General features: G+C 64.5%; 11 protein-coding genes, 1 tRNA gene and 1 pseudogene. 6 read left to right on the plus strand and 7 right to left on the minus strand.

Annotated features, from left to right (window positions below; translation table 11 throughout):
* Positions 1-29: 29 nt before the first annotated feature.
* The gene (gene pbpC / locus QX126_RS06505; protein WP_315780019.1) at positions 30-2,267 is read right to left on the minus strand and encodes a penicillin-binding protein 1C; all 2,238 of its coding nucleotides are present in this window, start codon (positions 2,265-2,267) and stop codon (positions 30-32) included.
* Complete coding sequence (locus QX126_RS06510) at positions 2,264-7,483, minus strand: alpha-2-macroglobulin (RefSeq protein ID WP_315780021.1); 5,220 nt, start codon at positions 7,481-7,483, stop codon at positions 2,264-2,266. Before QX126_RS06510 ends, pbpC begins: the two co-directional genes overlap by 4 nt.
* Positions 7,484-7,968: 485 nt before the next feature.
* Here QX126_RS06510 and QX126_RS06515 point away from each other — a divergent pair.
* The 3 genes from QX126_RS06515 (at position 7,969) to QX126_RS06525 (ending at position 9,548) form a co-directional block, all read left to right on the plus strand.
* Positions 7,969-8,045 (plus strand) — tRNA-Arg (locus tag QX126_RS06515).
* 131 nt (positions 8,046-8,176) lie between these two features.
* A complete protein-coding gene (locus QX126_RS06520; protein WP_315780023.1) occupies positions 8,177-8,914 on the plus strand; it encodes an FkbM family methyltransferase in 738 nt (245 codons plus the stop codon).
* A gap of 472 nt (positions 8,915-9,386) precedes the next feature.
* Positions 9,387-9,548, plus strand: coding sequence for a hypothetical protein (locus tag QX126_RS06525; RefSeq protein ID WP_315774898.1), 162 nt, complete (start codon positions 9,387-9,389; stop codon positions 9,546-9,548).
* 82 nt (positions 9,549-9,630) lie between these two features.
* Here the strand turns inward: QX126_RS06525 and QX126_RS06530 are convergent, their stop codons facing one another.
* From QX126_RS06530 to QX126_RS06540, 3 genes are all read right to left on the minus strand, one after another.
* On the minus strand, positions 9,631-9,843 hold the full coding sequence (locus QX126_RS06530) for a hypothetical protein (RefSeq protein WP_315738059.1): 213 nt from the start codon (positions 9,841-9,843) through the stop codon (positions 9,631-9,633).
* Between the two features lie 122 nt (positions 9,844-9,965).
* The gene (locus tag QX126_RS06535) at positions 9,966-10,439 is read right to left on the minus strand and encodes a hypothetical protein (RefSeq protein ID WP_315759349.1); all 474 of its coding nucleotides are present in this window, start codon (positions 10,437-10,439) and stop codon (positions 9,966-9,968) included.
* 149 nt (positions 10,440-10,588) lie between these two features.
* Positions 10,589-12,625: an acyltransferase family protein gene (locus tag QX126_RS06540; protein WP_315780025.1), complete on the minus strand. Its 2,037-nt coding sequence runs from the start codon at positions 12,623-12,625 to the stop codon at positions 10,589-10,591.
* 1,130 nt (positions 12,626-13,755) lie between these two features.
* On the opposite strand from QX126_RS06540, the gene QX126_RS06545 reads away from it, so the two are divergent.
* On the plus strand, positions 13,756-13,911 hold the full coding sequence (locus QX126_RS06545) for a hypothetical protein (RefSeq protein ID WP_315738062.1): 156 nt from the start codon (positions 13,756-13,758) through the stop codon (positions 13,909-13,911).
* Positions 13,912-14,176: 265 nt separating this feature from the next.
* Positions 14,177-14,452, plus strand: coding sequence for a hypothetical protein (locus tag QX126_RS06550; protein ID WP_315780027.1), 276 nt, complete (start codon positions 14,177-14,179; stop codon positions 14,450-14,452).
* Positions 14,453-14,537: 85 nt separating this feature from the next.
* Here QX126_RS06550 and QX126_RS06555 read toward each other — a convergent pair whose 3' ends face one another.
* Positions 14,538-14,906, minus strand: coding sequence for a PRC-barrel domain-containing protein (locus QX126_RS06555; protein ID WP_315738064.1), 369 nt, complete (start codon positions 14,904-14,906; stop codon positions 14,538-14,540).
* 72 nt (positions 14,907-14,978) lie between these two features.
* Entirely contained in the window at positions 14,979-15,143 is a 165-nt protein-coding gene (locus QX126_RS06560; RefSeq protein WP_315738065.1) for a hypothetical protein, read from the minus strand.
* Between the two features lie 211 nt (positions 15,144-15,354).
* Here QX126_RS06560 and QX126_RS06565 point away from each other — a divergent pair.
* Positions 15,355-15,782, plus strand: a pseudogene (locus QX126_RS06565) (SDR family oxidoreductase); the annotation flags it as partial.
* Positions 15,783-15,845 lie beyond the last annotated feature (63 nt).

The following is a 15,845-nucleotide window of genomic DNA, read 5'->3' on the forward strand; positions in this document are numbered from 1 at the left end:
CGCCATGCCGACAACCGCTTAGCGAACCCTCACTGGATTCTGACCACAACTGTGTCCGCAGCGCCCGTGGCATCGATCACGGTGAGGCGGGCAAAGCCCGGCCCGGGCGGATCGATCAGGCGCTGGCGGCGGCTATCGATCTCGCCGACGGCCAGTCCATTGACCAGCATGGTCAGCGGCAGCACGCCGCCCGACACTTTCACCGGCATCACCGATGCCTCGCGTCCCGCGGATCGGTCGACATCGATGCGCGAGCCGTTCAGCGGGAACTGGATGTGCGGCGCCTGTTCGGCGCCGGTCCGCACCAATTCGCCGATCGGCCGGAACCGGCGCAGCGGCAGCGGCAACTTTGAATTGCTGGCGACCAGTGCCCCCTTGGGCGGCTTCGGCAATGTTGCTGGCAGCTTGCCGCTGCGGGCAAAAGCGTCGAACAGGATCGGCGCCGCGGCGACGCGACCGATCAGGCCGGGCACCGGCGCGCCATCAGGCCGGCCGACCCAGACGCCGATCGTGACGCGGCCGTCGAAGCCGACCGACCAAGCGTCGCGATAGCCGTAGCTGGTACCGGTCTTGAAGGCGATCCGGTTGCGGGCTGCGTTTTCCGGCGGCGGCGTCCCCAGCAGCACGTTGCCGACCTGCCAGGCGGCCGCCGAATCCATCAGCCGCATCGGCTCGCGCGCGTTATCCTGCGCGCCGTCAGTCGTCATGATCTCGCGTAACGGCTTGGTGGTGCCGAGCCGCGGAAAGCCCGTATAGAGCTGGGCGAGGTCCTGCAAGGTCACGCCGACGCCGCCGAGGCCCATGGCGAGGCCCGGCGCCTCGTCCTTCGGCAGCACCAGATTGCCGCCGGCCTGCTTCAGTCGCGACGACAGCCGGCTGGCGCCGACACGATCGAGCAGCACGATCGCGGGCACGTTCAGGGACAGTTGCAGCGCCTTGCGCACCGGCACCGTGCCCTGGAACGTCATGTCGAAATTCTCCGGCGCATAAGAGCCGAATCGCACCGGGCGATCCTCGATCAGGCTTTCCGGATGGACGAAGCCGTCCTCGAAGGCGAGCCCATAGATGAAGGGCTTCAGGGTCGAGCCGGGCGAGCGCACCGCGCGGGTCATGTCGACCTGCCCTGCCCGCTTCTCGTCGAAATAATCCGCCGAGCCGACATGGGCGAGCACGTCGCCGCTGTCATTGTCGACCACGATGATGCCGACCGAGATGTTCGGTCCCAATGCGATGGCGCGATCGCGCGCCAGCGGCTCCAGCACTTTCTGCAGCGACGCATCGAGCGTCAGGCGGATGATCGGCTGATCCTTGACGGCCGCCGAGGCCTGGTCGGCGGCATGCGGCGCCAGGATCGGCATCGGCTTGCGGAAGGCCGGAACGACTTGCGCCTTTGCCTGCGCCGCGTCCTCGGCGGAGATCACGTTCTCCGACACCACGCGGTCGAGCACGCGGTCGCGGCCGCGTCGAGCGGCCTCGGGTTGCCGGTCGAGCCGCCGCGTCTCCGGTGACTGCGGCAGCGCCACCAAGAGGGCCGCTTCCGCCAGTGACAGCCGCTTCGGCTCCTTGCCGAAATATGCAATCGAGGCGGCGCGAATGCCTTCGAGATTGCCGCCATAGGGCGCCAGCGTCAGGTAGAGATCGAGGATCTCGTCCTTGCTCAGCTTTCGCTCGAGCTCGAGCGCGCGCACGATCTGCCGGAGCTTGGCATGCAGCGAGCGCTGCCGCCTGGGCTCGAGCAGCCGCGCCAATTGCATCGTGATGGTCGAGCCGCCGGACACGATGTGGCCGTGCGAGCCGAGCTGAATCGCCGCGCGCGCCAGCGCGCGCGGATCGACGCCGTGATGGTCGAAGAAGCGCTGGTCCTCATAGGCCAGCAGCAGCTTCAGATAGGTTGGATCGACGTCCTTCTTCGCGCTGACCGGCAGCCGCCAGCGCCCATCCGCCATCGCATAGGCACGCAGCAGCTTGCCGTGGCGGTCGACCACGGTGGTGGAGACCGCCTTAGCTTCCTGCAGCGGCAGCGGGCCGAGGGAGATGGTCCAGGCGGTGATGGCGACGGAGACCGACGCGACCAATGCGAGCGCAATGGCGAACAGCCGTTTGACGCCCCGCCCTCTCCTGCCGTCATGGCCGGGCTTGTCCCGGCCATCCACGTCGTTCGGAGTGCGCGGAGAGAGCGTGGATGCCCGGGTCAAACCCGGGCATGACGGAGTGTGTAGGTCCGTCTTGCCACCCAACTCACGATCGCTCGTCCCCCCCTCGCTCATTTCGCCGCGCGGACCTCCACCGAGCCGGTGCCCGTCCGGCCATAGCGCGAGGGATTGTACATGTCCTCGACATAGGCCTGCGGCAGCACGTATTTGCCGGGCGACACCGCACGCACGACATAGGCGACCGTGAACACCGCCTTCGAATCCGCGGCGCGGTCGAGCGCGGCGGTAAAGCGGTCATCGCGAAACTCGGTGTTGACCGGTTCCTGGCCGTCCTCGATCCAGTCCAAGGTGCCGCTGTCACCCGACGACACCAGGTGCGGATTGTCGATCTCAAGCCCCGCCGGCAGATAGTCCGACACCATGATGTGGCCGTACTCCGGCTTGGCCTCGGTGACCTTCAGCACGACAGCGAAACGGTCGTTCTGCTTCGCGGTTCTGATATCGGTCGGCTTGCCGTCGAGCGTGTAGTAGACGCGCTCGATCTTGAAGCCGTTCGACGCGGCCGGCTCCGGCGTCAGCGGCGAGCCGGAGACCGAGACCACTGCCTGCACCGGCGCATCACCGGTGTTGGTGATCTTCAGCGGCTGACCTGAGAGCTCCGCCGCCTTGTAGCTGCGGTACATCGCCTGCTTTACGGCCTGGCCGTTGACGTCGATCGTCAACGTCTCCTTGGCGAGCGCGCGCGCCGCCAGCACCATCCACGCATTCTCCTGCGTCGAGGTGTACGGCGTCAGCCCGCGCGCGGCCTCGACGCGGGCCACCGCCTGCGTCAGCGTCGCGCGCGGCGCATTGCCCTCGCCCGCCAGCGACACCAGCGCTGCCGCATCGCGCAGATCGGAGCCGTAATCGGTGCGGCCGAACACCAAGACCGGCTTCGGCGCGAGGCTGTCGGCCGCGGCGGCATAGACCCGCTCGGCACGGGCGCGGTCGCCGACCAGCGCCAGCGCCGCGGCAAGCTGCGCCTTGGCGATCGGGGTGGCGAGATTGCCGAGCTTGGTGTCGGCGAGATAGCGCAGGTCGCCGATCGGCGCCGCGCCATTGCGCGCCAGCACGTAGAGGCCATAAGCGAGATCGCGGCCGCCCGTCTTCTCCGGCTCCTCGGCATTCACCACCGAGTTCCTGACGCGGTCGAGCGCGCTCTTGAACAGCACGTCCGGCACCGCAAAGCCCTTCTCGCGGGCGCGGGTCAGGAAGTCCGTCACATAGGCATCGAGCCAGGGATCATCGCCGCCTGCCGACCACAGCCCGAACGAGCCGTTGGATCCCTGCCGCGCCAGCAGCCGGTCGATCGAGTCGCGGATGCGCTGGTCGACCTCGGTGTCCATCGCGAGATGCGCGCCGGCCGCGAGTTCGTTGACATAGAGCAGCGGCATCGCGCGGCTCGTGATCTGCTCCGAGCAGCCATAGGGGTAGCGGTCGAGCGCCTTGAGGATGGTCGCCGCATCGAGCGCGGTCGAGAGCCCCGCCGACAGCGACACCGTGCCGGTGCCCGCCACGAGATCGGAGAACATGTCCGATGTCAGCGTCAGGCTTTCACCCTTCGCGAGTGTGCGGATCGAGCGACGCGCCAGCACCTGGGTCGCCGGCTTCACGTCGAACTGATAGTGCCGCGCCAGCGCCAGCCCATTGGGGCCCTTGATGTCGACATCCAGCTGCGCCTGCCCGGTGCCACTGGCGTCCAGCGACAGGGTCGCCGACGCCCGCTGCTTGGCCGCAAGCTTCATCGTGACGTTGGCATTGCCGGACACCTTGACCGGACCGCCCGCCTTCACGCTGACGACGTAGTCGCCGGGCGCACCTTCGACATTGTCGACATCGAACGACAGCGTGCCGCGATCGCCTGACAGGAGGAAGCGCGGCAGGGTCGCGGTCAGCACCACGGGATCGCGCACGGTGACGTCGACATTGGCGCGGCCAACTTTGGTGGCGCTCCACGCCACCGCCATCACCCGCGCTGTGCCGGCGAACTCCGGAATGTCGAAGCTGACCTCGGCAGTTCCGTCGGGCCCGACGGTGACGATGCCCGAATACAGCGCCAGCGGCTTCTGCGTCGGTGGCGAGCCCTGCAGCTCGGCGCCGCCAGAGTCACCGCCAGAGCGGATCTGGCCGCGCGTGCCCTGCATCCCGTCGATCAACTGGCCATAGAGATCGCGGATCTCGGCCGAGAGCTGGCGCTGGCCGAGATAATAGTCGTCCGGCGCCGGCGGCTTGTAGTTGGTGAGGTTGAGAATGCCGACATCGACTGCGGCGATCACGACCTTGGCGTCCTCGCCGGGATTGAGCCCGCCGATCTTGACCGGAATCTTCAAGGCCGAGCCCGGACGCACCAGCGCCGGGGGCGTCAGCGCGACATTGAGCGTGCGCGCCGACTTGTCGATACCGAACCAGGCGACGCCGAGCGCTCGGCCCGGCATGCGCTGCGCGGCCGTATCGAGCGGACGGCGCAGCGTCGTCACGACATAGGCGCCAGTGCCCCAGTCCTTGCCGACTGCAAGCTTGACCTGGTTGGTGCCCTCCTTGACCTCGGTGGTCTGCGTCGTCAGCAGCCGGTCGCCGAGCACATTGACCGTCAGCTTGCCGGCGGTGCGCGCATTGAGCGTCACGACCATGCTGTCGCCCGACTGGTATTGCGGCTTGTCGAGCGAGGTCTCCAAGAGATCCGGCGTATCGGCGCTGCCGTCGGTGTACCAGCCGACGTCGAACTGCAGCGACGTCACCGGACCGTCGGCATCCGCCGACTTGACGTCGAGGCGATAGCGCCCGGCCTCCGGCAGGAAGCTCAGCCGCGCCGGCTTGTTGGCGGCGATCGTGACGTCGCCATCGCCGATCCGGCGCGTCGACTTCACCGGCTCGTACTCCCAATAAGCGTTCTGCCGGTACCACTGATAGCGCGACTCGATCTTGAGCAGCTCATAACGCAGCCCATTGCGCGCCAGCGTCTTGCCCTCGGGCGAGACGAACACGACGTCGAACTCGGCCTTCTCGCCCTCGCCGACGCTCTTGCCGGAAAACGACGGCTTGATGCCGATCTGCGCGGCCTTGGGCGCCACGGGGAGCACCAGCTTGCGCTCGACGGCCCGGCCGCCGGTCTCAGCCATCCGCACATAGATCTGCGCCTCCTGCGGCCGGCTGGAGGACGGCGGCTTGGACAGGCTCACGGGGAACGTCGCCGCGCCCTTCTCATCCGTTTCCGGCATGCCTTCGATCGGGGTGCGCTCGTTGGAGGCGCTCTCCTCGTCGGCGACGCCGAACTGGTAGCCCGGGAAGCCCGGCCGCTCGGAGGCGGTCGTCACCAGCAGGTCGCCCTCGAGCTGCAGGCCGGAGGCCGGCGCGCCGTAGAGGAAATGGCCGTCGACCTTCACCTCCACAGGAGTCTCAGCCTTGATCTGCTTGTCCTTGGACGACAAGTCGAATTCCAGCCGCTCGGGGACGTAGTCCTCGACCATGAAGGTGGTCTCGCCGACGGACGCCCCCTTGGGATCGGTGAAGGCGCGCACGCGGTAGGTGCCGGTCGGCACCGCCGAATTCAGCGCCACACTGAACGACCGCCCGCCGGCACCCTGGTCAGGCAGCACGGCGCGGCGGAACTCGACTCCATCCGGGCGCTCGACCACCAGCGTCAGCGGCGTGCCGGTCATGGCGTTGCCCTTGCCGTCGCGCAGCAGCGCCGTGAGGTAGACGGTCTCGCTGGACCGGTAGACGCCGCGCTCGGAATACACGAAGGCGTCCGGCCCGGCCGGCGCCTCGCGGCCGGACACGCCACGGTCGGAGAGATCGAAGGCGGTCGTCTTCAGGCTGAGGAAGGCGTAGTCGGCTTTCTCGCCGACCACCGTGAGCATCGCCGGCGACAGCCCGCCCTCGCCCCGCGCCAGCCCCGTCTCGAAAAGCGCGTGCCCGGCCTCATCGGTCCTGCGGGTCGCCAGGATCTCGTTGTTGCGCGCCACCAGCCTCACCTCGGCGCGCGCCACCGGATCGGTGGACGCCAGCGAATTGACGAACACATGGATCCCGTCATTGCCGGAAAACGCGGCGACACCGAGATCGGACACGATGAACCATTGCGTGGCGAGCTGGCCGCCGCTGTCCTCGTCATTGCCGCTGGTCGGGCCCTTCGGCGCGGCCGTCATCACATAGACGCCCGGCTGCATGTCGCTGAGCGCCTGATCCACCGGAAAGGCGGTGGTGACGTCCTGGTTCAGGGTCATCGCGGTCGAGAGCTCGCCGCTCCACACCTTCATGCCGCGCTGGTCGCCGAGATCGGTGAGCTGGTAGCTCGACAGCGGCCGCTGGAAGTCGCTGTCGATGACGGTGTTGATCAGGTTGCGGTCGCCGATCCGGAAGACGTTGATGTTGACGGCGGGCGTGTTGACGCTGACCAGCGGAATGCCCTTCTGGCCGGTGCGCGGCAGCACATAGGCCTTGCCGGTGAAGCGCACGAACGGCTTGCGGTCGCGGACATAGATGTTGAACTCGGCCGATTTCGGCAGGCTTTCCTTCACGCCTGACGGCAACCCGGCACGCAGGTTGATGTTGTAGCGCTCGCCATGCTTGAGGCCCTCGACGCAGAGCTGCTTGTCCTCCGCGGTCAGCGCCGGCTTGTCGGTGCCGGCCTGGGCCACGAACGGCGAGAAGTCGGTGCGCTTGGCGAGATCCTCGGAGAACTGGAAGCAGGCCCGCGGGCTCGCCGAGTCCGAGTCAACGGTATAGTCGAGCAGCTTGAAGCCGTGCTCGTCGCGCATCCGCTCATACTGTCCTCGGACGTCGGCGATCTCGCGCAGCTCGAGCGACATCCTGAGTGTATCGAGCGCCGGCCGCCACAGCTTGCGCTCGGCCATGGTCTTGCCGAGCACGGCGAGCGCGTCCGCCTCCTCGCCGGCATTGCCGGCGCGCTGGTAGGCGATGTAGGCCGCCGTCGAGGCGCGCTCCAGCAGGAAGGTCTGCTCCGACGAGTTGATCGGCTTGATCTGGTTGAGCACGGTGCGCGCCAGCCGCAGCCAATTACCGGAATCATCCGGGGCCACTGTGGCGATCTGTCCGAGGATTTGCAGACCCGTTCGGAGGTCGTTGCGGCGCAGCGCAGCATCGGCGTCGGTGCGCAAGGTCGCGAGCGGCTTGTTGACCGCCCCCGCCTCGCTCTTGATCTGCGCCTCCAGCTTGATGGCGGCGTCGGCCAAGTCGTCGCGCTTGAACGCCTTGTCGGCGGCATGGGCGGACACGAGGCCGAGCGCCATGATGGCGCAGAGGGCGGCGGCGCGAACCAGACCGATCATGGGACAGCTCCTTGGACGGCTCTTTGAAAGTTCTCTGGAAAGATTTCCGGACAGGTCCTGGCGGTGCACGGATCGACGCCCGTGTTTGGCCGATTGGTGGCGAGAATGGACGCGAAATGGTGACGGACTGATGGCAAGAGTTGTAGGGGCCAAGATAGCGACCCGTGGCCTTGGCTGCCATCGGCAGGCGGCCGCGGCCGGGAAAATCTGTTCATCAACGGCAATTCAAAGGACATGTTCACAGGACATGGCATACCGGCAAAGACCGCGGCAGCCGTTTGACCAGCGCCGCTGACGCGCGAACGGCCCTTGATGACCCTCCTCCGCCTCCGCTTGGTCGCCGCCGGCCCGTATCCGGTTCGGACGGTCTTGGCGAAACGGAAGATTTTTCATATGACCCATGCTATGGGATGGCCGTACCGGCGGGGCTTCGCCTCGGGGAGTCATCCCGCGACGTCCGCCCGTGCCGTTCACGTCGCGACGACGGTCCCATAGCTCAACTGGATAGAGTAGCGGATTTCTACTCCGCGGGTTGCAGGTTCGAGTCCTGCTGGGATCGCCAATCGCCACGCCAGCGCCATCGTGGCGCCCCGCCGCTCGTCCATTTCGAAACATTGCCGTGAACGACAGGGCGTGCGCACCCAAGCTTGCCTTCGTTTGGCGGATGCGTAGCCATGGCATTGGGGGGCTCGGTTGGCGAAACATGAGGCATCCCGGTTTCTGGTGAGAATTTTGCGGTCCAGATTCCGCGACCACAAGACGGAGCTTTCCGAGCTGCGGCGTCACATCCGGCGCGGCGACGTCGTCTGCGACATCGGCGCCAACAAGGGCAGTTTTCTCTACTGGCTGGCGCGGTGGTCGGCGCCGGGGCGGGTCGTCGCCTTCGAGCCCCAGCCGGACCTGGCCGAAAGATTGGCGCGGCTCTGCAAGCGGTTCTCGCTCGACAACGTCGTGGTCGAACCACGCGCCGTCTATTCGTGCTCCAGCAAGAAGACCCTGTTCGTGCCCGAGGGGCACCAGCCCGGGGCCTCGCTGCTCCGCCCCGCCGAGACCTCGAAGGCCATCCAGGTGCAGACGACGTCGTTGGACGACTATCTCCCCGATACGGGAAACGTGTCTGCGATCAAGATCGACGTCGAGGGTGCCGAACTCGACGTGCTGCGCGGCGCCGAGCGCACCTTGCGCCGATGCCGGCCGTTGATCGTGGTCGAGTGCGACCACCGCCTGGCGACGCTCGACAGGGTGAAGGAGACGTTCTTGCTCCTGCGGGGTCTTGGCTATCGAGGCCAATTCCTGAGCCGCGGGAGATTGCTTCCGTTGTCCGCCTTCGACCCGGAGATCCACCAGCGCGCCGATGGCGAATGGTTCTGGAAGCGAAAGGACTACTGCAACAACTTCATCTTCAGGAGCTTGCACGCGCCCACGTCCTGAACTGCGGATGAGCCGGGCTGGTCGATGATGACGTCACAGTCGCTGATCAATCGCCCCTCCCCCGCGCAGGACGAAACATTCCTCGAGCCGATCGAAACCATTTCGCCGCGCCTACGAAGTCGTCGTGAAACAGACCCCCGGCATGTTGCCGAACATCAAATCGACCGTAGGGGTTACCGATGTCCGCGTTGCTGAGCTTCATTTTCGAATCCTATTGCCTGAGCTGCCGGGCGATGTTTCCAGAGCTCAATACCGATCAGTCGACCGTCGCGGAGTAGCTCGCGGCCGAGTGGCCGGAATTTCGATCCGAGATTGAGCCGCGCGGGCGCCGCCGACCCACTTTGGCTGTCTGCTTGCAGACTGCTCGTCCGGAAAACCAACGCGCATCAAGCTTTGCTCTTCAGCTTAATGGCGGCTTCCATTTGACGCCGACGCCCTTCATCCGCCACGTCTTGGGCGATGGAGTTGAACCATGTTTGAACTAGCCATGTTTGCCGCAATCTGTTTCATCGCCGCTGTCGCCCTCACGATCATTTACCAGCGGCGTCAGGACGTCCTCTACGGCCCCTATATCGCGGATGTCTCGTGGCCGACGGCGCTGCCCGACGACCGCATCGAAGCGTCGTCACCCTGAACCTGGATGTGCTCCCGGGAGGCACCGGGCAGGCCGTCGCGATCACGCCAGCGATGATTGCCGATCTGCATGACGCCCGGCTTCACAAGCCGATGCGCCCGCCGGAATCGTTGAGCAGCGCATCGAGCCGGTCTGGGCTCATCCTCTGTCCACCCGGCGTCTCTATGCTGACGCAGGCAGCGCCGAGACGCAGATAGGCGTTTGCCGTGAGCAGCGCATCCTGCGCGCTGCGGCACCTGATGGTGGCGATCGCGCTGGCGCTTTCGGCCCGGACGGTGAAGGACGCGGCGGCCATGAGGGGCGGGCTCGTCTGTAAGCGGCGGCTGAAATGAAGCCGAAGTTTATGCGACGGAGCCCGACGGTATCATTGAGGCGGATCAAAGCCGCCGGTCCCAGGCTTCGCTATGGGCGTCCCGCTCAGCTCCGATTCAGCGACAGGCTGATGCGGGTGACGATGCCGTCCCAATCGCGCTCCCAGGCCCGGGGGTAGTTGATCAGCACGCAGTGGACATAGCCCCCAACGAAGTTGCAGCGATTATACCAGACGTAGTCGCCCTTGTAGCTCGACACCGCGAAGAAGCGCGAGGTGATCCGCTTGTACTGGATGTTCGGCGGCGGGTTCTTCTGGGCGAGGAATCGCGCCGGCGACTCCCGGGTGTCATTGGGCATCGACTGCACGGTCAGATTGGCGCGACCGTCCGCGGTCTGGAAGCGCTGGCCATAGCCCCCGGGTTGGCCCGCCGTGTCGCTGAAGATCGAGACGGGAATGTCGACCGACGTGCCGGTCTCCGGGATCCTATAGGTGTTCCAGCGCACCGATTCGGCCGGCGCGGCGTTGCTCCAGCACGCGGCGCATGCAAGCACAGCCATGGCCTTGATGATCGGATTCATGTCTGTCGTCCCCAACGGCTTGAGAAAACATGACGTTGAACCACCTTCGCGGCTCAGCGAAGGCAGCGTCCGCCATCAGCGGCAGGCGAACGCGCGACCCCAGTCGAAGGTTCATGGCTCCCGCAGGTCCCGTGCTCGATCGCTCCTCATCATTGAACCTGGGATGGAGCGACGTTCCGGGTTGCCGTCGGGCCGTCACCCGCCATGAGTTCGTGCGTTCCGGTCTCGGCGGGCTGCTCAAGTCTCCGCAAGAACGCATCCAGTTGCGGCGCGAGTTGCGAAAGGACAAACCTCAACCCTTCCGGGGTGAAATGGATGGTGTCCCAAACAATCGGCGTTTCCGCGTCGATCGTCAGCGGGCAACGCCTCTTGCTGCAAATCGTGTCGAGAATGGAAACGTATTGAACGAGCGGATACGCGCTGGCGATCTCCTTCAAACGGTCGTCCGCCTTGAACGCCCCCTCTCTCGGCAAGAGCGAATTGCCGATTGGGACGTGCGTCTGCTCATGGTTGAACAACGTCGAAGCCAAGGGAGCGGGGAACTCGATCGAAGGACCGAGGAGCAGAACTGGAACGCCGGCTTCCTGAGCTGCCGCCAGCAGCGCGTTCAAATACCGATCGACGCGCCGTGCAGGAGGCTGGCCGTAGGTTTCGAGATAGGCGCGCCAATTGCCGGAAAGAACGACGCCGTCAAAGCCGTGGGCCCTGATCTGATCGCGTAGCAGCTGATTGACGTCGTTGCAGTTTCGCGAGGTGCTCAGCTTGAGCTCGACGAACGGGGGACAGGCCGCTGACGTAAGCTGCAGAAGATGATAGGCATCGGAGGATAGGTAGCTGCGCAATCCCCAGGCATAATGTGCGGCGAGACTGTCGCCGGCGAGCAGAATGTTGCGCTTGTTTGCGGCCGGCTTCAGGCACGCATCAAAGTCGTAGGCCGATGGCGGCTCATCGGGCTGCAAGAAGCAGCTGTGCGCACGATAGAACGGCTCCATCGTCCGGGAATCGTACCGGAGCATTCGTGCCTGGGATTGCGGGAAGCGATCGGCGTAGCCGTCATGAGCGATGCCGTGAACTCCGACCGCGATCAGGACGACGGCAATGCCCGCGATCACCGGGGAGCCACGCACGCCAACCCACTCCGTTCGCGCGCGTGCCGGCCGCTCGACGATGACGTAAGAGAGATAGGCCAGCAGCAGCGAGCACAGCAGGAGCCCGGCGGTAGCAAACGCCGAGGTCGCGACATCGAGCGGCAGCGCGGCCCTGCCGAGGACGAACACCGGCCAATGCCAAAGATAGAGCGAATAGGACAGACGGCCGAGGAAGGCTCCGGTCTCGCGGAACGGCAGCCGGGGCCTGCCCTGCTCCTGATTGAAGGCGACAATATAGAACGCAGTACCGAGACAGGGAATCAGCGCATGCAACCCGGGGAATCGTGTCTCCGCGCGGAAGATGACCACGGGAATCAGCATGGAGCCCATGCCGGCTGTCGCAAGGATGAGACGCGCCTCGCTTCTGACCGGTGACCATCGATGCAGAAAGAACGCGATGCTTCCGATCAAAAACTCCCAGGCCCGCAGCGGGGCGATGTAGAAGGCGGCAGAGGGCGATTGCTTGATCCAAAGCTCATCGAGAACACACAGCGCAACCGTTCCGGTGACGACCAGTCCGAGCGACAGCTTCGACGTTGGGTCGGGAAACAGCCTGCTCCAGAGCCAAGTCACAACCGGAAACAGGAAGTAGAACTGCTCCTCCACCGACAATGACCAGGTGTGGATGAGAACCTTCCCGATCGTTGGAAGATCGAAATAGCCGGTCTGCGACCAGAAGAAGATGTTCGACGAAAACAGAAGCGTCGAGACCGCGCTTCCGAAAAACATTCGGTAGTCGCCAGGAGGCGCAAAGAACCACGCGACTATCCCGGTGACGACAATCATCAGGTAGAGCGCCGGAAGCAGGCGCCGCGCCCTTCGTTCGTAGAAGGCGATGAACGAAAACGAATTGGATTGAATGCCGGTCCAGATGAGCCGGGAGATCACATAACCGGAGATGACGAAGAAGATATCGACGCCGACAAACCCGCCGCCAAAGCCTGGCAACTCGAAATGAAATCCAATGACCGAAATCACGGCTACGGCGCGCAGCCAATCGATGTCCGGCCGGTACTCCAAATCCTTTGTGCGCGTCATGCTGGTAGCCTGGGCGGGCCGTTCGCCCTAACGAGTTACCTGCTGACATGTCCGCAAATGGATTGCAACGTTCCGAAACACACGGAAATACCGTTCTTGGTTGGTGTATCCGAATTGCCGCACTATCCCACGGTCCCGCCGCGTGGGGACGCCGACGGATCGCAGGCCCAGCGGGAGGCCATTCGCCTGCGGGGGTGCATCCCGCGAGCATCAAGAGAACTCGCACTCGGTCCCGATCCCGGTGCTGACTTCGAGGCGGTGATTGGAAGCCCGACGCGCCAGAGAGAATGGCAGCACCGTCAAGGCCAACATGCCGGCAAGCCGGATCATTCACTGCGCCAGCGCGCCCCCGCCCGACGCAGCTTTCGACACAAGGACCGCTTGTGTGTCCGTGACTGACCAGCCCTCCGCCTTGATTGCCCCGGCCTAGCAACGCGCTGTCGTCACGCGGGCAGACGTGCCGCGCGTACTCCCGCGATCATCATCCACGAAACGCCTGCCACGCTGACGCCTCAACTAGGCTCGACGCGAGACGCACGCGGGATCCACGCTCGATGATTGTGCGGCTGTTGTTTGATGAGCACACCCACCCGCGAGATTTCAGCGACCGCCTTCCGTCGTCACCACTCACATGATACCAGTCATGCCAAAGAAGCCGGCGAGCGAGTGGCGACATCGCCATAGCCGTTAACACCTCGCCACAAATCGGCCGAGGTCGAGGTGGGCTGCCTCTATACTTCGAGTTGCTTTTGCAACCGCATTGGCGTCGTACCTCGGACAGTGCTTATCGGCACCGGCCCGCGCAGGCTGAGCGCGCCTAAACCGCTTCCCTGAAGGAATTTGGCTTAAAAACGTGCGACGCCGCGTCTCCGCAACCTGGCAGCTTCTTTCAACAGCCAAAACGTGCAACAATACTGCACGCAACTAATATCAACCTCAGATTTAATTTACTGATCATTTACTTTCCGCAACTTTGCCCCAAAAACTGCACGATGCTGGGTTCCTCTTTCACAATTAGAACTCTTCTGGGGCCCTACAAAAACCACCTCCCCAGAAACGGGATCTAACAACCTCGGATATACTTTTCAAAACTCACTCTCCGTCTTCGTTTCGCGTACAGAGGTCCCACAATGACAACACTCATCAAGGCTCTCCCGACCCATCTCGAAGAGACTCGTATCGACTCCGAGAAGCTGCGCACGATCCTGATGCTCTGCGGCGCCACTGCGTTTGGCTTCATTCTCCACGCCACCTACGGTCTCGATCTCAGCTACGCCTTCTTCTGATTTGATCAGTCTGCCGGTCGAGGCTGGCGGCTCTTCATTGCCGGACGCAATCGGCGTCGGTCCGGGCTCGCGGGGTTGTTGAACGGCCCCGCGCGTCGCCTTTTCGAAGTGATACGCGCCACGCGAAGAATATGGCAGATGCCGTCCATTGCAGGCTTGATCGTGCTTTTGCACAGCTTGGCCGCGCCGCTCCCACAATTCCGCCGCGACGACGCGACACGCTGAGGGTGTTGAGGATTGCGGTTGCTTGAGGACGAGTAGCGTCATGCGTTCACCAGTATATGATCTCTATCAGATGAAGCAGGATCGCTTGCCGAAAGGAGCTCGTTCGGCATGGCTGAGGACGAGGCCGAATGAGCCGCCGCCCGCCGCCGACGACTGGGTCTTCGTCGGCAAGGAACGGCATCCGAGCCGGTGGACGGTCGCGGAGATGAATGAAAAAGGCACCTGCTACCGCGAGATCCCGATCTGGCTGTCGAGCCGCCGCGGCATGATGGCTGGATCGGCGGCCGAAAGCGGCGCTCAGCCGCCGGCCGCCTGAGATTCATCGGAGATCGCTGACGATGGCCGCTACGCGCCACGTTCGTCAGCAATCCTCGCCAGGGCAATGAACGGGATCGGCGGTCCTACGCGAGTTGGACGCCGTAATAGTCGTCGACCTTGCGCCCCGCCCCGGCATCCCCCCAGTCCCACTCACGCTCGTCGGAATATTTCGGCGCGCCTCGCAGTTGGTTCTCGGTCACGCCGGTAACGTAGCCGCCGAGTCGCGTGTCGTACTTCAGGGATTGCCAGGGCAACGGGTAGTGATCATTCCCAAGCCCGAGGAAACCGCCGAAGCCCAGGACGGCATACGAGACCCGCCCGCTCAGCTTGTCGATCATCACGCGTTCGATGGTGCCGATCTTGGTGTCGTCGGCGCCATAAACGGCCGTGCCTTCGACCTTGTCGCTTCCAATCAGGTTGCCATATTCGCGTTCATCGAGCATCGACGTCATGTGGTCCTCCCGGTGCGAGTGGATCGATAACGTTCGGCCGTCACCGGCCGTTCCCAAGAGCCTGAAGCGCTCTCAGTCGGCCTCCGACGGGTTACCGTCCTGCTCGGGATGACGTGTCGCCTCGCGGGACGGAGCATCCGGAGATGTGGTCTTATGAACCTGCTGCGCACGCTCCTTGTCGGCGGGCTGATCCTCACCGCGTCCTGTCCTGACGATGCCTTGGCCTTGCTGCGCCATCGGATGGCTCTCCTTGGTTGGTGATCCACGAAGGGCGCCGGATTGGATAGCGCTGACGCCGCTGCGATTCGATCGAAACGACGCGGGCCGCGCCTGTTCGTTCCCTCCTTGAGCCAACAGGCCGCAGAGCCGACCGCGCATCTGGCGCAACACGGTGCTTTGAGCGATCCAAACGAAACGTTGGCGATCTCAGGCTGTTGACCACGTCCCTCGAGAGGAGACGTTCTGCCGGCGGCTGGTGCAACAGGCCGTCGAAGCACTCGGCGGACTCGACATTGTCGTCAATAACACCCGCGCGGCAGCAGACGCGTCAGTCGACCCTGGATGTCTCGTCCGAAGATTTCGACGCGACGATGAAAACCAATATCTATGCCCCGTTCTGGATCATCAAGGCCGCCCTGCCCCATCTGAAGCCGGGATCGGTCATCATCGGCACCTCGTCCGAGCAGGCCTATGATGGCTCTGCGGATCTCTACGACTATGCGCGAACAAAGGCGGCGACCCATGAACTATGTGAAGTCGTTGGCCAAGCAGCTCGGACCGAAGGCCATACGCGTGAACGCCGTCGCGCCCGGGCCGATCTGGACGCCGCTTCAGGTCTCCGGCGGGGCCACGATGGAGAAGATGGAGAAGTTCGGCTGCCGCTGGTTCAGATGTGGGTGATGGGCTGCGGCAGCGAATACGCTTCCGTATGCACCTGAC

The organism is Bradyrhizobium sp. SZCCHNPS1003 (genome assembly GCF_032381555.1).
In the GTDB taxonomy this organism is placed as follows: Bacteria; Pseudomonadota; Alphaproteobacteria; order Rhizobiales; family Xanthobacteraceae; genus Bradyrhizobium.